Source organism: Cereibacter sediminicola (assembly GCF_007668225.1).
Classification (GTDB): Bacteria; Pseudomonadota; Alphaproteobacteria; order Rhodobacterales; family Rhodobacteraceae; genus Cereibacter_A; species Cereibacter_A azotoformans.
This window is the reverse complement of the sequence record NZ_VDEK01000013.1, coordinates 52,270-69,709: the sequence shown is the minus strand read 5'-3', so window position 1 is coordinate 69,709 and position 17,440 is coordinate 52,270. Positions and strand designations below refer to the sequence as shown.

Annotated in this window: 20 protein-coding genes and 1 tRNA gene; 9 read left to right on the top strand and 12 right to left on the bottom strand. The window is 69.4% G+C overall.

What is annotated here, in order from left to right; genetic code table 11:
• Positions 1-28 precede the first annotated feature (28 nt).
• Positions 29-667, top strand: coding sequence for a LolA family protein (locus FG154_RS10865; protein ID WP_145107544.1), 639 nt, complete (start codon positions 29-31; stop codon positions 665-667).
• 19 nt (positions 668-686) lie between these two features.
• Here the strand turns inward: FG154_RS10865 and FG154_RS10860 are convergent, their stop codons facing one another.
• Positions 687-1,268 carry a transglycosylase SLT domain-containing protein gene (locus FG154_RS10860; protein WP_145107542.1) on the bottom strand — a complete coding sequence of 194 codons (582 nt, stop codon included), beginning with the start codon at positions 1,266-1,268 and terminating at the stop codon, positions 687-689.
• Between the two features lie 274 nt (positions 1,269-1,542).
• Here FG154_RS10860 and hspQ point away from each other — a divergent pair, with 274 nt between their 5' ends.
• The gene (hspQ, locus tag FG154_RS10855; protein ID WP_044248910.1) at positions 1,543-1,869 is read left to right on the top strand and encodes a heat shock protein HspQ; all 327 of its coding nucleotides are present in this window, start codon (positions 1,543-1,545) and stop codon (positions 1,867-1,869) included.
• A 36-nt stretch (positions 1,870-1,905) separates the two neighbouring features.
• Here hspQ and FG154_RS10850 read toward each other — a convergent pair whose 3' ends face one another.
• The 3 genes from FG154_RS10850 to FG154_RS10840 form a co-directional block, all read right to left on the bottom strand.
• Positions 1,906-3,483, bottom strand: a complete 1,578-nt coding sequence (locus FG154_RS10850) for a gamma-glutamyltransferase family protein (protein ID WP_145107540.1) — start codon at positions 3,481-3,483, stop codon at positions 1,906-1,908.
• Positions 3,484-3,691: 208 nt separating this feature from the next.
• A complete protein-coding gene (locus FG154_RS10845) occupies positions 3,692-4,141 on the bottom strand; it encodes an ATP-binding protein (RefSeq protein WP_145107537.1) in 450 nt (149 codons plus the stop codon).
• On the bottom strand, positions 4,131-4,454 hold the full coding sequence (locus FG154_RS10840) for an STAS domain-containing protein (RefSeq protein ID WP_108221947.1): 324 nt from the start codon (positions 4,452-4,454) through the stop codon (positions 4,131-4,133). The genes FG154_RS10845 and FG154_RS10840 overlap by 11 nt, the downstream gene beginning before the upstream one ends.
• 134 nt (positions 4,455-4,588) lie before the next feature.
• On the opposite strand from FG154_RS10840, the gene FG154_RS10835 reads away from it, so the two are divergent.
• Both FG154_RS10835 and FG154_RS10830 read left to right on the top strand, forming a co-directional pair.
• On the top strand, positions 4,589-5,041 hold the full coding sequence (locus FG154_RS10835; protein ID WP_108221945.1) for a GAF domain-containing protein: 453 nt from the start codon (positions 4,589-4,591) through the stop codon (positions 5,039-5,041).
• Complete coding sequence (locus FG154_RS10830; protein ID WP_246100219.1) at positions 5,041-5,430, top strand: GFA family protein; 390 nt, start codon at positions 5,041-5,043, stop codon at positions 5,428-5,430. The genes FG154_RS10835 and FG154_RS10830 overlap by 1 nt, the downstream gene beginning before the upstream one ends.
• Positions 5,431-5,442: 12 nt before the next feature.
• Here the strand turns inward: FG154_RS10830 and FG154_RS10825 are convergent, their stop codons facing one another.
• Positions 5,443-5,703 (bottom strand): hypothetical protein, encoded by a 261-nt coding sequence (locus FG154_RS10825; RefSeq protein WP_145107535.1) that lies wholly within the window; start codon positions 5,701-5,703, stop codon positions 5,443-5,445.
• Positions 5,704-5,787: 84 nt separating this feature from the next.
• Here FG154_RS10825 and FG154_RS10820 point away from each other — a divergent pair, with 84 nt between their 5' ends.
• Positions 5,788-6,435, top strand: a complete 648-nt coding sequence (locus tag FG154_RS10820) for an RluA family pseudouridine synthase (RefSeq protein WP_145107533.1) — start codon at positions 5,788-5,790, stop codon at positions 6,433-6,435.
• Between the two features lie 43 nt (positions 6,436-6,478).
• Here the strand turns inward: FG154_RS10820 and FG154_RS10815 are convergent, their stop codons facing one another.
• The 5 genes from FG154_RS10815 to FG154_RS10795 all read right to left on the bottom strand — a co-directional run bounded on the left by FG154_RS10815 (position 6,479) and on the right by FG154_RS10795 (position 11,952).
• Positions 6,479-7,939 (bottom strand): aldehyde dehydrogenase family protein, encoded by a 1,461-nt coding sequence (locus tag FG154_RS10815; RefSeq protein WP_145107531.1) that lies wholly within the window; start codon positions 7,937-7,939, stop codon positions 6,479-6,481.
• A 206-nt stretch (positions 7,940-8,145) separates the two neighbouring features.
• Positions 8,146-8,221: transfer RNA gene (locus tag FG154_RS10810), tRNA-Thr, on the bottom strand.
• Positions 8,222-8,386: 165 nt separating this feature from the next.
• Complete coding sequence (locus FG154_RS10805) at positions 8,387-9,835, bottom strand: heme biosynthesis protein HemY (RefSeq protein WP_145107529.1); 1,449 nt, start codon at positions 9,833-9,835, stop codon at positions 8,387-8,389.
• Between the two features lie 10 nt (positions 9,836-9,845).
• Positions 9,846-11,141 carry a COG4223 family protein gene (locus FG154_RS10800; protein ID WP_145107526.1) on the bottom strand — a complete coding sequence of 432 codons (1,296 nt, stop codon included), beginning with the start codon at positions 11,139-11,141 and terminating at the stop codon, positions 9,846-9,848.
• A 67-nt stretch (positions 11,142-11,208) separates the two neighbouring features.
• Complete coding sequence (locus FG154_RS10795; protein WP_145107524.1) at positions 11,209-11,952, bottom strand: uroporphyrinogen-III synthase; 744 nt, start codon at positions 11,950-11,952, stop codon at positions 11,209-11,211.
• A gap of 45 nt (positions 11,953-11,997) precedes the next feature.
• Between FG154_RS10795 and tsaD the strand changes: the two genes are divergently transcribed.
• Genes tsaD through FG154_RS10775 form a run of 4 tightly spaced genes read left to right on the top strand, consistent with a single transcriptional unit; the run spans position 11,998 to position 14,692 of the window.
• Complete coding sequence (tsaD, locus tag FG154_RS10790; protein WP_145107522.1) at positions 11,998-13,089, top strand: tRNA (adenosine(37)-N6)-threonylcarbamoyltransferase complex transferase subunit TsaD; 1,092 nt, start codon at positions 11,998-12,000, stop codon at positions 13,087-13,089.
• Positions 13,086-14,003 (top strand): NAD(P)H-dependent glycerol-3-phosphate dehydrogenase, encoded by a 918-nt coding sequence (locus FG154_RS10785; protein ID WP_145107519.1) that lies wholly within the window; start codon positions 13,086-13,088, stop codon positions 14,001-14,003. Before tsaD ends, FG154_RS10785 begins: the two co-directional genes overlap by 4 nt.
• A gap of 3 nt (positions 14,004-14,006) precedes the next feature.
• A complete protein-coding gene (locus FG154_RS10780; protein WP_145107517.1) occupies positions 14,007-14,279 on the top strand; it encodes a YciI family protein in 273 nt (90 codons plus the stop codon).
• Complete coding sequence (locus FG154_RS10775; RefSeq protein ID WP_145107515.1) at positions 14,279-14,692, top strand: EVE domain-containing protein; 414 nt, start codon at positions 14,279-14,281, stop codon at positions 14,690-14,692. Before FG154_RS10780 ends, FG154_RS10775 begins: the two co-directional genes overlap by 1 nt.
• An 81-nt stretch (positions 14,693-14,773) precedes the next feature.
• Here the strand turns inward: FG154_RS10775 and pnp are convergent, their stop codons facing one another.
• Positions 14,774-16,918: a polyribonucleotide nucleotidyltransferase gene (pnp, locus tag FG154_RS10770; RefSeq protein WP_145107513.1), complete on the bottom strand. Its 2,145-nt coding sequence runs from the start codon at positions 16,916-16,918 to the stop codon at positions 14,774-14,776.
• Between the two features lie 180 nt (positions 16,919-17,098).
• A complete protein-coding gene (rpsO, locus tag FG154_RS10765) occupies positions 17,099-17,368 on the bottom strand; it encodes a 30S ribosomal protein S15 (protein ID WP_011909864.1) in 270 nt (89 codons plus the stop codon).
• Between the last annotated feature and the right edge of the window lie 72 nt (positions 17,369-17,440).

Sequence of the window (17,440 nt, the reverse complement as noted above, 5' to 3'; positions counted from 1 at the left end):
TCCTCGCCGCAACGTGAAGGCGGCGGGGATGCGCAGCCCAGGGGGAGCGACTAGCTTCATCACCATGAAACCCATGCGTCTGATCCTCGCCCCTCTGGCGCTTCTCGCCCTCGCGCTGCCTGCGGCGGCCGAGAAGATCCCGCTTTCGACGATCTCGGCCTATCTCAATCGGCTGAGCACGGCGGAAGCCGACTTCACACAGGTCAATGCCGACGGCTCGATGTCCACCGGCCGGCTCTTCATCAAGCGCCCGGGCCGGGTGCGGTTCGAATATGCGCCGCCCGAGCGGAGCCTCGTGATGGCGGGGGGTGGACAGGTGGCGATCTTCGACGCCAAGTCGAACCAGCCGCCCGAGCAATATCCGCTGAGCCGGACCCCGCTGAGCCTGATCCTCGCGCAGAACATCGACTTGGGCCGCGCGCGCACGGTGGTGGGCCACCGCGAGGACAGGAACACGACCCGCGTCGTGGCGCAGGATCCGGCGCATCCCGAATACGGCACGATCGAGATGGTCTTCACCGCCAATCCGGTGGCGCTGCGCCAGTGGGTCATCACGGATGACGCCGGCAGCCAGACCACAGTGATCCTCGGAGAGATGTCGCAGGGCGGAAACCTGCCGGCCTCGCTCTTCAGCATCCAGTCCGAGACCGCCAAGCGCACGCGCTGAGCGGCCTCGGCCGCCGCCGTCAGCGGCGGCAGGAGGCGAGCTGGGCGCGGTACCGCTGCTCGCGCTCGCCCACCCGCTTGGACACGGCGATCAGCCACGGCTTGCCGTTCTGGCTGCCGCGGGCGTAGCCGGTCCGGCCCTCATGATAGGCGAGATACTGGTTGGTCGCGTCCCACTTGGGGATGCCGAGGCGGCGCGTCGTGCCGTCCATGTACCACCCCATGAAGTCGGTCGCGTCCTCGATGCGGTCGCGGCGGGCCCGGCGCTTGTTGCGCTCGGCCATGTATTCCTCCCAGGTGCCGTCAAGCGCCTGGCTGTAGCCATAGGCCGAGCTTTGCCGGCCCATCGGGATGATCCCGAGGAGAAACTGATGCGGCGTGCGCGCATTGCCGATGAACTTGGATTCCTGATGGATCGTGGCCATCTGCACCGACACGGGAACGCCCCAGCGGCGCTCGGTGGCCTTCATGGCGCGATAATATTGCGGCCGTTCGGCGACGATGCTGCAGGCGTTTTCCAGATCGCGCGGCGGGGAGTAGCGCCCGCCGCCGCAGGAGGCCAGGAAGACCAGCAGTATGGCCGCGCGGAGAAGTCTGCTCATCTGCCCCTCGCGTGTTCTCTTTTGCCGCAGGATAGGGCAATTCCGGCGGGGGGGAAATGGCTGCAACCGCCTCGCTTATCAGAAAAATGCGAGGCGGTGGAACTGTCGCGGGATCTTGCCATTGACCTCTGGGGCAGGCCGGGATCTGTGACGGCCGCCGGTGGGGACCGGATGGCGGGCGGGCAGGCGCCACATACTGTTTCCTGTACCGCGCGGGGTGGCGGTGGACAAATGGCTGGCAGGCGGAATAATGGAGTGGTCGGGGGTGCGTGACATGCTCAAGACAGAGGCGAAATATCATCTGGGACAGGTGCTCCGTCATCGGAAGCATCCTTTCCGGGGCGTGGTCTTCGACGTGGACGCGATGTTTTCCAACACCGAGGAATGGTATGACGCCATCCCCGAGGAAAGCCGTCCGTCGCGTGACCAGCCCTTCTACCACCTGCTCGCCGAGAACGAGCAGAGCTACTATGTGGCCTATGTTTCCGAACAGAACCTCGTGCCCGACGACACGGGCGAGCCGGTGGAGCATCCCGACCTTGCCGAGCTGTTCGGCGAGTTCGAGGACGGTCGCTATCCGCTTCAGTTCCAGTTCAACTGATCGTCAGGGGCCTGAGCGGCCCCTGAGCGGGACGCCTCAGTAACCCAGCGCGCAGCCGTCCTTGCGGGGATCGGACGCGCCGACCAGAACGCCATCCTCTCCGATCAGAATCGCCTGCGCCCCGCCGATCGGCTCGTCGGGGATGCGGACATCGTGGCCCATGGCGGCGAGGGCGGCGCGCACCGACTCGGGGTAGCCGCGCTCGACCAGCATCCCGTCGGGGCCCGAGAAGCTGCGCGGCGCGTCGATCGCCTCCTGCGGGTCGAGGCCGAAATCCACGAGGTTCGAGACGAACCGGGCGTGTCCGGCCGGCTGGTAGGCGCCTCCCATGACGCCGAAGGGCATCAAGAGCCGCCCGTCGCGCCGGATCATCCCCGGAATGATCGTGTGCATCGGGCGCTTGCCGCCCATCGCCTCGTTCGGGTGGCCCTGCGTCAGGCAGAAGCCGGCGCCGCGGTTCTGGAAGTTGATGCCGAAGCGCGAGGAGGCGAGGCCCGACCCGAAGCTGTGATAGACCGAGTAGATCAGCGACACGGCCATCCGGTCGCGGTCCACGACGGTCAGATAGACCGTCTCGCGGTGCACCGACTCGGACAATGGCGCGGCCGAGGGCATGGCGCGGGTGCGGTCGATCAGGCCGGCGAGCTGCTCGGCCGTTCGGGGCGAGAGCATATGGGCAAGGCGGCTCATGTGCGAGGGATCGGCCATGAAGCGGTTGCGCGCGTCATAGGCCAGCTTCGCGGCCTCGGCCTCGAGATGGGCGCGCTCGGCGCCAAACGGATCGAGGGACGCCACATCGAAATGCGCAAGGATGTTCAGCATCAGGATCGCCGTGGCACCCTGGCCGTTGGGCGGATGCTCCACCACTTCGACGCCCCGGTAGTGGCCCGAGATCGGCTCGCCATAGGTGCAGGCGGTGGCGGCGAAATCCTCAAGCGTGTGGGTTCCGCCGGCCGAGCGGAGCGAGGTCACCATGTCCTCGGCCACCTCGCCCTCGTAGAAGCCGGCCCGTCCCTGGGCCGCGATTCGGCGCAGCACCTCGGCCTGCCCCGGGGCGCGGAAGATCTGCCCGACGCGCGGGGCGGCTCCGTCGAAGAGGTAATACTGCCGCGCCGCGCCCTGCAGCTTGGGTTCGGCCACGGCCCAGTCGGCGGCGGTGCGGGGGGCGACGGGAACGCCCTCCTCGGCGTAGCGGATGGCGGGGGCCAGAACCTGCGCCAGATCGAGGTTGCCCCAGTCGGCCGAGAGGCGGCAGAAGGCATCGACCGCGCCCGGCACCGTCACCGACTCGGGCCCGTGCAGCGGCACGACCTCGTGCCCCTTCTCGCGCAACAGGGCGGCCGAGAGGCCGGCGGGCGCGCGGCCCGAGCCGTTCAGGGCCACGATCCGCTCTTCGCCGGGCGGCTTCAGCAGAACGAAGCAGTCGCCGCCGATCCCGGTCATCTGCGGCTCGCAGATCCCCAGCAGAACGCCCGCGCCGATGGCCGCATCGGCCGCATTGCCCCCCGCCTGCAGGATGTCGAGGGCGACCTTGGAGGCCAGAGGATGGGACGTGGCGCAAAGGCCGTTGCTGGCATGGACGGCCGAGCGGCCTGGAAGCTGGAAATCGCGCATGTCATCCTCCTGATCGGGAGGAGCCTAGAAGCCCGCGCCGAAATTTCCAAGATGAGAACCTCGGCGCCGGACCATGTGGGGGACGGGGAAACCCGGCGCCGAGGGAAGCGTGGAGTCGCTACAGGATCAGCCTGCGCGGCGGGTGGGGCGGATTCGCAGCCGGAATCCGGCCAAATTGCGGTCTTCCGCGATCCGGCGTGCGGGCCCATCATGGGCAACAGTCGGCCTCGGCGGGGCCGAGGCGGAAGGTCAGGCGGTTCACGCCGTTCTCGTTGCGGTAGGCGAGGTCGCGCGCCAGGGCCCGGATGATGTGCCAGCCGAACCCGCCCTCGGCCAGCGGCGGTGCAGCACCCGCCCGCAGGTCGCGCCGGGGCGGCAGCGTTCGGCCCGCCATCGGCCGACCGCGATCGACGATCTCGCAGGCCAGCCGCCCGCGCCGGAGCGCGAGCGACACCTCGATCTCGCCCTTCCCGTCGCCATAGGCATGTTCCACGCAATTGTTCAGCACCTCGGCCAGCAGGATCTCGGCGTTGAGCCTGTCTTCCTGCGGCAGAGAGCGGATCACGGGCGAGCCGACGAGGGAGGCCAACGCCTCGCGCACCGCGAGCGGAGCACTGAGCAGCGTGATGCGGCTGCTGAGGCCTTGGTCACAAGGCATCGCTCACCCGTTCGTGGATCGTGAAGACCCTATCCATCCGGGTGAGCCGGAACACCTTCTGCACGACCGGGCCAAGTGCCGCCAGTTCAAGACGCCGATCCGGCCCGAGCAGCTTCATCACCGACACGACCGCGCCAAGCCCGCTGCTGTCGAGGAATGTCACGCGGGAAAGATCGAGCAGAACGCGCGGGCAGGGCGCCGCCACCAGTTCGCGCATCCTGTCCTTGAACTGGATCGCGCTCGCCGCATCAATCCGCTCTTCCTGAACGCGCACCACCAGAAGGTCTCCGCGTGCTTCCGCCTCGAGGTTCATCGCCAGCTCCTGTTCTCCGCCGACGCAGGCTAGGGCCCATCCGTTGACATTCGGTAACCGGCGGCTTCCGTTCCGGTCGCGGCGGGCCTATCCTGCCCGCCCGGCCGCATCCGCGGCGGCACCCTGGAGGGAACATGGACTACGACCGGCTCGACCAGACCATCGACGCGCTCTGCCACGGCGAGCGTGATACCGTCGCGCTGATGGCAACCGTCGCCTGCGAGCTGCACCATGCGCACCCGCTGTCGGACTGGACGGGCTTCTACCGCGTGACCGAGCCCGAGGTGCTGAAGATCGGGCCTTACCAGGGCTCGCACGGCTGCCTCGTGATCCCCTTCGGGCGGGGCGTTTGCGGGGCGGCGGCGCGCACGGGCGAGATCCAGCTGGTGCCGGACGTGGAGGCCTTTCCCGACCATATCGCCTGCTCGTCCTCCACCCGCTCCGAGATCGTTCTGCCGGTCCGCAACGGCGAGGGCCGGCTGCTGGGGGTGCTCGACCTCGACAGCAACACGCCGGCGGCCTTCACCGAAGAGGACGCGCGGCGGCTTCAGGCGCTGCTCGACCGCACCTTCCGCGAGGCCTCGTGATGCGCGGCGCGTGCCTCTGCGGGGCCGTGGCCTTCGAGGCCGACGGCGAAGCGCGCCCGGTCGTGGCCTGCCACTGCAACGAGTGCCGCAAATGGTCGGGGCATTTCTGGGCGGCAACGTCGGTCCCGCTCGACCGCTTCCGGCTGACGCGCGACGAGGGGCTGCGCTGGTTCCGCGCCTCGGACCGGGCGAGCCGCGGCTTCTGCGCCCTGTGCGGATCGAGCCTCTTCTGGAAGCCCGACGACAGCGACCGCATGAGCTTTTCGCCCGGTGCCCTCGACGGGGCCACCGGGCTGCGGATGGGGCATCACATCTTCATGGCCGAGGCCGGCGACTACTACCGCGTGAACGACGGCACCCCGGAACTGGAAGGCGACGACGAGGAGTGACGCCCCGGACGGTCACTCCGAGACGAACTTGTTGAACCGGCTCTGCCCGCCGTCCTTCGTCTTGTCCTGATAGAGGAAGGAGAGGCCGTTCTCGTCGAAGATCTGGAAGAACTCCTCCCAGTCGATCTGGGTCAGCCGGTCTTCCGGCTCGCCGAAGTCGATGCGCAGGATGCCGCCCTTGCCGCCCGTATCCACCTTTGCCGGATGTCCGTCGCGGGCCTCGGCCCATTTGCGGATCGTGTCATGGTCGCGGGTGGTGATGGCTTCGCTCATGGTTTCTCTCCCGACGGGGTCGCCCGGTCCAATCGCGGGCAGCGGGTGATTGTTCCCGCGGGCGGCCTCGGCTATGGGGCGGGGATGACCGACCTCTATGCCCCGCCGGACGTGCCGCTTTCGCTGATCCACCACGACGCGCAGATCGTGGTGGTGGACAAGCCTGCGGGCCTCTTGTCCGTGCCTGGCAAGGGCGAGGACAAGACCGACTGCCTGATCAAGCGCCTGCGCGGCGTCTTCCCCGAGATCCTGCTGGTGCATCGGCTCGACCGCGACACCTCCGGGGTGATGGTCTTCGCCCTGACGCGGGCCGCGCAGGCCGCGCTGGGCCAGCAGTTCGAGAAGCGGCAGACGAAGAAGGTCTATGTGGCCCGCCTTGAGGGCCGACTGGAACCGCGCGAGGGTCGGGTGGACCTGCCGCTCTGCGTGGACTGGCCGAACCGGCCGAGGCAGCATGTGGATCACGAGAACGGCCGCCCGGCCCAGACCGACTGGCGGGTGGTGAAATATCTGCCGAACGAGACCCGCGTGCGGCTGATGCCGGTCACGGGCCGCAGCCACCAGCTTCGCGTGCATATGGCCGAAACCGGGCATCCGATCCTCGGCGACGCGCTCTATGCGGCGGGTGCCGCGCGGGAGCATCCGCGCCTGATGCTTCACGCCGAGAGCCTGCGGGTCCGCCATCCTGACACAGGCAAGAGCCTCACCTACAGCGCGCCCTGTCCCTTCTGACGGGCGGCACCGGGGCAGAAAGCTAGCCCGCCCCGGCCCGTCGTCACTCCGCGGCCAGCGCCTCGGCCTCGGGATCCCAGCCCGAGATGGCCTTGACCTCGAGGAACTCCTCGATCCCCCAGACGCCGCCTTCCCGCGCCCGGCCCGAGGCCTTGACGCCGCCGAAGGGGGCGCCTGCGCCGCGCGACTTGCCGTTCATCTCGACCATCCCCGACCGCAGGCGCCGGGCGAGGCGGTTGCGCCGCGCGCCGTCCTGGCTCTGGACATAGTTGGTCAGGCCATAGGGCGTGTCGTTGGCGATCCGCACCGCCTCGTCCTCGGTCTCGAACGGCAGGATCGACAGGACCGGCCCGAAGATCTCCTCGCGCTCGATGGTCATGCCGGGGGTCACGTCGGCAAAGACCGTAGGCCGCACGAAGAAGCCGCGGTTCAGCCCGTCGGGCCGGCCGAGGCCGCCCGCCACCAGCCGCGCGCCCTCGTCCATGCCCTTCTGGATGTAGGCCTGGATCTGCTCGAACTGGCGCTTGTTCACCACCGGCCCGATATGCGGCCCCTCCTCATGCGCCGAGGCCACGCGGGTCTTCGAGGCCACCTCGGCCGCGATCTCGACCGCCCGGTCGTAAAGCGGACGCTCGACCAGCATCCGGGTCGGCGCGTTGCAGCTCTGGCCCGAGTTGTTGAAGCAGTGCTTCACGCCCCGCTCGACCGCGCGCTCGTCGGCATCGGCGAAGATCAGGTTCGCACCCTTGCCGCCCAGTTCGAGCGTCACGCGCTTGAGCGACTCGGCCGCGGCCTTCGAGATCGCCCGGCCCGCGCGGGTCGAGCCGGTGAAGGAGATCATCTCGACATCCGGGTGCGAGGACAACTGCGTGCCCACCCCCGCGCCGTCGCCGTTCACAAGGTTGAAGACGCCCGCCGGAATGCCCGCATCATGCACGAACTCGGCAAAGAGCAGCGAGGACAGTGGCGCCTCCTCGGAGGGTTTCAGCACGCAGGTGCAGCCCGCCAGCAGCGCCGGGATCACCTTCAGCGTCACCTGATTCATCGGCCAGTTCCAGGGCGTGATGAGCCCCACGACGCCGATCGGTTCCAGCGCGATGCGGTCGTACGGCGCGTGCGGGCCGAGCGGTCGGACCCACTCGATCTCCTCGAACGCCTTGAGGAAGTTCGTGAGGTGCCAAGGCAGGCAAGGCGCCTGGCTGGTGCGCGCAAGGTCGATGGGCGCGCCCATCTCGAGGCTGATCGCCTGCGCCATCTCTTCCTTGCGCGCCTCGTATTGCGCGAGGATTCCCTTCACGAGCCGCAGCCGCTCGGCCGGGGGCGTGGCGGCCCAGCCTTCGAAGGCGGCCTTGGCCGCGGACACGGCCGCGTCCGTGTCGGCCTGATCGCCGAGCGAGATCACCGCGCAGACCTCTTCGGTGGAAGGGTCCACGACCTCGCAATCCTTCCGCGTGACCGGCGCCACCCACCGGCCGCCGATGTAGAAGTCGCGTTTCTCGATCATGTCATCCTCCGCTTGGTGCCGGAGCGAGGGTGGCACCCTGCGGCCATGGCGTCCAGCGTGATCCCGGGTGTCATGAAAAGGAACGGGAAAAGTCGCCTTTCGCGAACAGCCCAAGGCGGCCCGTCCATGTCCGTCAGGAACGGCGGCGCCGAACGCCGAGCCAGAGCGGAAGAGGCGTGGAAGGTTGTCGGAGATCGGGAGAGAAGTGGTGCCGGTGAAGGGACTCGAACCCCCGACCCCATCATTACGAATGACGTGCTCTACCAGCTGAGCTACACCGGCACTTCTCTGGAAGGTCCGCCGGGCGGACCTGTCCGTCGCTGCTCCGGTTCAAGCCGCTGATGTTGCGGTCTTCTTCCGGGGATCTGGCGCACGGCGGCTGGTCCGCCTGCGCCCGATCCGGCGATGTTGCGGGCTTCTAGCAAAGTCCCGCGGCGGTGGGTAGCCCTATTTTGAGGTGGGCTCAACCGCTTTTTCGTCGATCACGTCATCATCCGCGGCCGAGGCCTGCGCCGCCGCGGGCGCACCCACGATCAGAGGCAGAAGCTCGGTCCCGGTGGCGCTCGGCGTGGATTTCTGCGTGGGCTCGCGCCAGCTGAGCGTGTCGAACCCGCCGCAGTTGTCGCAGATCGGCGCCCAGTTGGCGTGGACCGTCTGGCAGTTGTCGCAGCACCACTGCGGCCCCCGCGGCGCCGACAGCGCGCGCGCCAGCCAGCCGCGCACCAGCGCCTCGTCACCGCCCTCGCCGCGTTCGACCGCCGCCATGATGGTCAGCGACCGCTGCGTCGGATGGCGCGAGACGATGTCGCCAAGCGCGCGCCGCGCCGCCGGGAAGTCCTCGGCGGCCAGCGACAACTCGGCGGTGAGCAGCCGCGATTCCTCGTGGTCGGGATTGATCGACGTGAGCGTGCGGAACCGCTTGAGCCGCTCGACCGGGGTCTCGTTCGGCTCGATCTCGGCGAAGGCCGCGGCCAGATCGGGGTGGGGCTCGGCCTCCCACGCCTTCTTCAGCACCCGCGTCGCGTACTTCTTGTTGCCCTGCGCCAGGTAGCTGCGCGCCGCCATGGCGGCCGCCGGGATCAGGTCCGGCGACTGCTTGTTGGCAAGGATCGCCGCCTCGCGCGCCTCGATCGAGGCATTCTCGTCAAACACGTCCTTGGCCGTCTGCAGCGCCAGCACCGCGTCGCGGCGCTTGTAGACGGCCTTGGGCAGGGCGCCCGATTTCATCTTGGCGGTGAGGGTGCTGCGCGCACCCGACCAGTCGTGGCGGTCGGCCTGCAGCTTGAGCAGGATGTCCTGCGTCTCGGAATGCTTGGGGTTGATCTCGAAGGCCTTCTGGGCCAGCGCCAGCGCGGTTTCGGTGTCGCCCTCGTCCAGCTTCTGCTTGAGGAGGCCCCGGATGCCGACGAATTTCGTCCGCTCATCCTCGAGAAGCAGCTTGTAGGATTCCTGCGCGCGGCGCGAATCGCCCGCCTGCTGGGCCGCCTGCGCGTTCAGCAGCGTCGTCATCGCATTCTGCCCGAGGTATTTCCGCGCCTTCGATGCCCGCGACATCGCCATGCGCGGCTCGCCCGCGGCCAGCGCCATCATGCCTTCGGACAGCGCCCGCAGGCCCTTCTGTTCGCGCGAACGGTCGAAGTAGCGCGAGACGGCCGTCTCGTCGCCATTCAGGAAGCGCAGGACGGCAAAGAGGAACCCCACGATCTTCAGGAACAGCCAGACCGTGAAGATCAGCAGCAGCGCGGCGATCACCGCCTGCAGCGGCCCGAGGTTCAGCTCGAGGGTGCCGACGGCCAGACGCAAGGCGCCGCCGCTCTCCATCAGCAGCGAGGCGCCGAACGTGAGCCCGACCACGAGGGCCACGAAAATCAGGATCTTGATCAAGGACCAAAGCATGGAACCGGCCTCACTTCCCTTCCGCGGCTGCGGCGAGAGCCGCGACGGCGTCGATTGCCTCAATGCGTTTGCGCGCCGCCTCGGTCCAGCCGGTCATGGCCTCCTGACCCTCGGGCGGCAGCGCCGCGATCTCGTCCAGCGCCTTCGGCAGATCCCCCGAGCGAACGGCGGCCTCCGCGCGGGAAAGCACGGCGTCGGGATCGTCGCCAGCCCGCGGCGCCAGCGAGCGCACGCCCGCCTCCGAGAGCAGGAAGGCCTGCGCCCGCGAGGTCCAGCTGTTGCCCATCGTCGCGCGGCGCGACACGGCCAGCGCCTCGCGGGCGGCGGCCGGGAAATCATCCTCGAGCGTGTCGAGCGTCGGAACGCCCGCCTCGGCATGGGCGCCGAGGGCGGCCGGCGGCTCGATGCCGCGCTCGGAAAGCTGCTGCAGCGGCTCGGCGAAGGGCGAGCCCGCGTCGATGGCGGCCTCGACCTGCGCGAGGGCCGCGGCGGTGGTGGCGGCGCGCGCCTGCGCCTCGGCCTCGGCCTTGAGGTCGGCGGCGGCCCGCTCGGCCTCGGCGATCCGGGCCTGCGCCTCGGCCTGCGCGTCGCTGACCGCCGAGCCCGAGGCTTCGGCGATCTGCCGGCGAAGCGCCTCGATCTCGGCCTGAAGCGATCCGGTATCCGCCGCCGGGGCCGGTTCGGACGGCGCCTGCGCCAGTTGCGCCTCAAGCTCCGCCACGCGGGCCTCGGCCGCGGCGGCCCGGTCCTGCGCGGCGGTCAGTTCGCCCTGCGAGGGGCCGGAGACCGGGGCGGGTTCGGCGGCCGGGGCCGCCTGCGACGCCGAGGCGAGTTCGGCACGAAGCTCCTCGATCTCGCGCTGCTGCGCCGCGGACTGTTCGGATTGCCCGTAGTTGGCGAGCGGCCAGTCGGGCTGGGCATGGCGGGAATAGGCGAAGCCGCCCGCCGCGCCCGCAATTCCGCCCACGAGCAGAAGCACGAAGCCGGCCGGCCCGCTGCCGCTGCGCTGCGGCTCGGGCTTGCGTGGGGGTGGCGGGGCGACGGGAGCGGGCTCGTCCAGTGCTTCGCTGTCGCGGGCGGGCGGCATCTCGGCGATGATCTCGGCCTCGTCGGGCAGCGCGCGGTCACGATCGGAGGGCTCGGCGGCAACGCCTTCCGTGGTCAGACCCTCGTCCGCTGATTCGGGGGGCGTCGGCTCGGCGGCCTCTCCCACCTCGACGGGTTCGGGGTTGGAAAGGGTCTGGGGGTCGGGCGAGTCATCGTCCCGATTCTTCTCACCAGGTTCGCGGGACTCCGGTTCTGACATCGCCGTGCCTTCCAGTTTTTCAGGTGTTTTGTGACCGCAGTCACCCTAGCTGCTGCGGCGGGATGCCTCAAGCATCTGCCTCTGCGTCAAGTAGCGCCTTGACCGCATCGAGGAGCGCGTCGGCATCGGGGCGGGCCGCGACGCTCAGGCGGGCCGGACAGAGCGGGCCGGCGGCCTCGGCCACCGCCGGGCTCATCGCGGCCACCCAGAGCTGCGGGTCCAGACCCGTCCGCGCCAGTTCGAGCGCCAGAAGCCGGGCCGTCCGCGGCGAGAACAGCGGCGCCAGCACCGGCGCCCCCTCGGCCAGCAGCGCCAGCGCCTCGGGCAACAGCGGTTGCGGGCGCTGGTCATACACGACGGCCTCGTCCGCCACGAGCCCCTGCGCCGCAAGCCGGGGCGCCACCTCTCCGCGCGACTCCGCGCCCCGCAGGTGAAGGAGCGGCCCCTTCTCGCCAGCGGCGACGATGGCCACGATCAGCGCCTCGGCATCGCCCTCGGCTGACCGCGCGTCCAGCCCCGCGGCCCGCGCGGCCCGGGCGGTGCGGTTGCCCACGCACCAGGCGCGGCCCACGCCCGCCAGTTCGGGCGCGGCGAGGCGGCGGAAGCCGTCCACCCCGGTCTCGGAGGTGAAGATCAGCGCCTCGGGCCGGAGCGCGATCGGGGGAGAGAGGAACTCGGGCACCATCAGCGGCGAGGTCACCAGCCGCACCGGCCCCAGCGCCTCGCGCAGCGCCGCGGCAAAGCGCGCGCCCTGCGCCTCGGGGCGGGTGAGAAGGACGGCCGGAAGGAGGGGGCGGGATTGTGGGGCCATGAGCAAGGTGTTACCTGCGGTCAGAACCTTCGGCAACGGCGCGCCATGTCTCACCCGCTCACCTTCCTCGGCATCGAGAGCAGCTGCGACGACACCGCGGCGGCCGTGGTGCGCGCGGCCGAGCGGGCCGAGATCCTGTCCTCGGTGGTGGACGGGCAGGCGGCGCTGCACGCGCCCTTCGGCGGGGTGGTGCCGGAAATCGCGGCCCGCGCCCATGTCGAACGGCTCGACCTCTGCGTCGAACGCGCCCTGCAGGAGGCCAGGCTGGGTCTTGGCGATCTGGATGGCATCGCCGTGACGGCGGGGCCGGGCCTGATCGGGGGCGTGCTGTCGGGCGTGATGCTGGCCAAGGGGCTGGCGGCGGGAACGGGGCTGCCGCTCGTGGGGGTGAACCACCTCGCGGGACACGCGCTCACGCCGCGTCTGACGGACGGGCTCGCCTTTCCCTATCTGATGCTTCTCGTGTCGGGAGGTCATTGCCAGTTCCTGATCGCTCGTGGAGCGGAAGCATTCTCGCGCCTTGGCGGTTCCATCGACGATGCGCCGGGCGAGGCTTTCGACAAGACCGCCAAGCTTCTGGGCCTGCCGCAACCCGGAGGCCCCTCGGTCGAGGCCGAGGCCGCCACGGGCGATCCGCGCCGCTTCGCCTTTCCGCGGCCGATGCTGGACCGGCCGGGATGCGACATGTCCTTCTCGGGGCTGAAGACGGCGCTGCTGCGCGCCCGCGACGGGATCGTGGCCGACAAGGGCGGGATCACGCGGCAGGATCGGGCCGATCTCTGCGCGGGCTTTCAGGCGGCCGTGGTGGATGTGCTGGCGGAAAAGACGCGCCGCGCGCTCGCGGTCTATGCGGCGGAACAGGCGCCCGCGCCCGCGCTGGCGGTGGCCGGCGGCGTGGCGGCCAACGGGCCGATCCGCGCGGCGCTGACCCGCGTGGCCGAGGAGGCGGGCGTGCGCTTCCTCGCCCCGCCGCTCCGGCTTTGCACGGACAATGCCGCCATGATCGCCTGGGCGGGCATCGAGAGGTTTCGGGCGGGCGGCCGCGACGGGATGGATCTGCAGGCCCGCCCGCGCTGGCCTCTCGACCAGAGCGCGCCGGCCCTGATCGGGTCGGGCAGGAAGGGGGCAAAGGCATGATCGGCATCCTCGGCGCGGGCGCTTTCGGCACGGCCCTTGCCGTGTCTCTGGGGCGCGAGCAGCCCGTGACGCTCTGGGCGCGGCGCGGTGTGACGAAGCTCGAGGTGGAGCTTCCTCCGCTGGTGCGGCTCACGTCGGACATCGACACCGTGACCGAGCCGACCGTGCTGCTCGCGGTGCCCATGCAGGCCTTGGGCGGGCTTCTGCGGGATCATGCGGCGCACCTCGAGGGCCGGGCGCTGGTCGCCTGCTGCAAGGGCGTGGACCTTGCCACCGGCCACGGCCCGACCGCGCTGATCGCCGAAGCCTGCCCGCGCGCCACGGCCGCGATCCTGACGGGCCCGAGCTTTGCCGCCGACATCGCCCGCGGCCTGCCGACCGCCCTGACCCTTGCCACCGCGGACGAGGCCGCGGGCGAGGCGCTGCAACGCCAGCTTTCGACGGCGACGCTCCGGCTCTACCGCACGACGGACACGGTGGGGGCCGAGCTGGGCGGCGCGCTGAAGAACGTGATCGCCATTGCCGCGGGCGTCGTCATCGGCGCGGGCCTCGGGCAATCCGCGCGGGCCGCCCTGATGACGCGGGGCTATGCCGAGATGCAGCGGCTGGCGCTGGCGCTCGGGGCGCGCGCCGATACGCTTGCGGGCCTTTCGGGGCTGGGGGATCTGGTGCTGACCTGCACCTCCGAACAGTCGCGGAACTTCCGCTACGGGCAGGCCCTTGGCGCGGGCGCGGGCTTCGATCCCGCCGTGACGGTCGAGGGCCGGGCGACGGCGGCGGCGGTCGTGGCGCTGGCCGCGCGGCGCGGAATCGACATGCCGATCACGGCGATGGTGGATGCGCTGATCGACGGGCGCGTGACGCTGCCGCAGGCGATCCAGACCCTTTTGTCCCGCCCCCTGAAACAGGAGTAGCCCATGCGCGTGGCCCTGATCTGCACCGACCGGCCCGGTGCGCTCCAGACCCTGCTCGACAACCGCGCCGCCCACCTCGCCTATATCGCCGAAACCGGCGTGGTCGAGATGGCCGGCCCGTTCCTCTCGCCCGAGGGGCAGATGACCGGCTCTCTCGTGGTGCTCGAGGTGGAGACGCTGGCCGATGCGCAGACCTGGGCCGCGGGCGATCCCTACGCCCGTGCCGGGCTGTTCGAGAGCGTGACGATCTCGGAATGGAAGAAGGTGGTGGGCTGATGGCCTTCTGGCTGTTCAAGTCCGAGCCCGACGCCTGGTCGTGGGAGCAGCAGCAGGCCAAGGGCGAGGCCGGAGAGGAATGGACCGGCGTGCGCAACTATCAGGCGCGCAACCACATGCGGGCCATGAAGCTCGGCGAGCGCGGGTTCTTCTACCATTCCAACATCGGCAAGGAAGTCGTGGGCATCGTCGAGGTCTGCGGCCTGTCCGCGCCCGATTCCACCGCCGACGATCCGCGCTGGGACTGCGTGACGGTCCGGGCGGTGGAGCCGATGCCGAGGCCTGTGACGCTCGAGGCCATCAAGGCCGAGCCGCGGCTGGCCGGCATGGTGCTCGTCACCAATTCGCGCCTCTCGGTCCAGCCGGTCAGCGACGAGGAATGGCGCGTGATCTGCGAGATGGGCGGCCTCTGAGCCATCTGCGGTCCGCAGGACAGCAAAAGGCCCCGCCGCGGATGCGGCGGGGCCAAGGCCGGGCGGCAGGCGCCCGAAAGATCAGGCCTCGGTGGCCTCTTCCTTCTTCTCGGGCGCGATTTCCTGCCCGGTCTCCTGATCGACCATCTTCATGCCGAGGCGGACCTTGCCGCGCTCGTCGAAGCCGAGCAGCTTGACCTTCACTTCCTGGCCTTCCTTCAGCACCTCGTTGGGGTGCGTCAGGCGCTTGTTGGCGATCTGGCTGACATGCACCAGACCGTCGCGCTTGCCAAAGAAGTTCACGAAGGCGCCGAAATCGACCAGCTTCACCACCTTGCCGGTGTAGATCTGGCCCTCTTCCGGCTCCGCCACGATCGACCAGATCATGTCGTAGGCCTTCTTGATGGCCGCCTGATCGTTCGAGGCGATCTTGATCACGCCGTCGTCGTTGATGTCGACCTTGGCGCCCGAGACCTCGACGATCTCGCGGATCACCTTGCCGCCCGAACCGATCACTTCGCGGATCTTGTCGGTCGGGATGGTCAGCGTCTCGATCTTCGGCGCATAGGCCGAGAAGGAATTGGCCGAGGACAGCGCCTTCGACATCTCGCCGAGGATGTGCATCCGGCCGTCCTTCGCCTGGGCGAGGGCCTGCTCCATGATCTCGGGCGTGATGCCCGCGACCTTGATGTCCATCTGCAGCGAGGTGATGCCGTTCTCGGTGCCCGCCACCTTGAAGTCCATGTCGCCGAGGTGATCCTCGTCGCCCAGGATGTCGGTCAGCACGGCCCATTTGCCGTCGTCTTCCAGGATCAGGCCCATGGCCACGCCCGCGACCGGCGCCTTCAGCGGCACGCCCGCGTCCATCATCGACAGCGACCCGCCGCAAACCGAGGCCATCGAGGACGAGCCGTTGGATTCGGTGATCTCGGACACGACGCGGATCGTGTAGGGGAAGTCGGTCGCCGCCGGCAGAACCGCCTGAAGCGCGCGCCACGCCAGCTTGCCGTGGCCGATCTCGCGGCGGCCGGGCGGGCCGAAGCGGCCCACTTCGCCGACCGAATAGGGCGGGAAGTTGTAGTGCAGCAGGAAGTTGGAGCGCGAGTTGCCGTGCAGCGCGTCGATGATCTGTTCATCCTCGCCGGTGCCGAGCGTGGTCACGACCAGCGCCTGGGTCTCGCCGCGGGTAAACAGCGCCGAGCCGTGGGTGCGCGGCAGGACGCTCGTCTCCGAGATGATCGGGCGGACGGTCTTCGTGTCGCGGCCGTCGATGCGGGCGCCACCGTTGATGATGTCGCCGCGCAGGATCGAGCTTTCCAGCTTCTTGAAGGCGGTGCCGAGGTTCTCGTCGGCCAGTTCCGCATCCGACAGTTGCGCCTTGATCGCGGCGCGGGCGGCGTCGATGGCGTTCACCCGCTCCTGCTTCTCGCGGATCGCGAAGGCGGCGCGCATCTGCGCCTCGCCGAGCGACTTCACCTTGGCATAGAGCGCGGCGTAGTCCGGCGGCGAGAAGTCGAAGGGCTCTTTCGCGGCTTCCTCGGCAAAGTCGATGATCATGTCGATCACCGGCTGCATCGCCTCGTGGCCGAACTTCACCGCGCCGAGCATCTCGGCCTCGGACAGCTCGTAAGCCTCCGATTCGACCATCATCACGGCGTCCTTCGTGCCGGCAATGACCAGATCCAGACGCTGCTCGGGGTTCTCGCGCAGCTTCTGCATGTCGTCGACATCGGGGTTCAGCACATATTCGCCGTTGGCAAAGCCCACGCGCGCGGCCCCGATCGGCCCCATGAAGGGCACGCCCGAAATCGTGAGCGCCGCCGAAGCGGCAATCATCGCCACGATGTCGGGCTCGTTCACGAGGTCATGGCTGAGAACGGTGACGATCAGCAGCACTTCGTTCTTGAACCCGTCCACGAACAGCGGGCGGATCGGGCGGTCGATCAGGCGGGAGGTCAGCGTCTCCTTCTCGGAGGGGCGGGCTTCACGCTTGAAGAAGCCGCCGGGCACCTTGCCCGCAGCGTAATAGCGTTCCTGGTAGTGAACCGTGAGCGGGAAGAAGTCCTGGCCCGGCTTCGCGGCTTTCGCGAAGGTCACGTTGGCCATGACCGAGGTCTCGCCCAGCGTGGCGATGACCGAGCCATCCGCCTGACGGGCGACCTTGCCGGTCTCGAGGGTCAGCGTCTCGCCGCCCCATTCGATCGATTTCTTTGTAACGTTGAACATCTCGTTTCCTGTCCTGACCGGGGGACCCTCCGCCCGGCCTGTTGCGTACGGGCCGCATGCCCGTGGCTCCTGTCTCATGCCGTGGCCTGTCCCGCGGAGCCCGTCGGGGAGGCCGTCATCCGCGGAGACCGTCCCCGCGTCCGTAATAGGAAAACGCGCCCCGCAGGGCGCGCTTCAAGGTCAGCGGCGGAGGCCCAGACGCGCGATGAGCGCGGTGTAGCGGGCTTCTTCCTTCTTCTTGAGGTAGTCGAGCAGCTTGCGGCGCTGCGCCACCATCATCAGGAGACCCCGACGGGAGTGGTTGTCCTTCTTGTGGGACTTGAAGTGCTCGGTCAGCGTCGCAATGCGGGAGCTGAGGATCGCCACCTGGACTTCCGGCGAGCCGGTGTCGCCTTCCTTGGTAGCGTATTCCTTGATGAGACGGGCTTTTTCTTCGACGGTGATCGACATCGGATACTCCATGTTCTGTGTGTGACGGCGCAAGCCGGGATGTCGTCCAGCAGGGCCCTGTAGCTCCGCCAC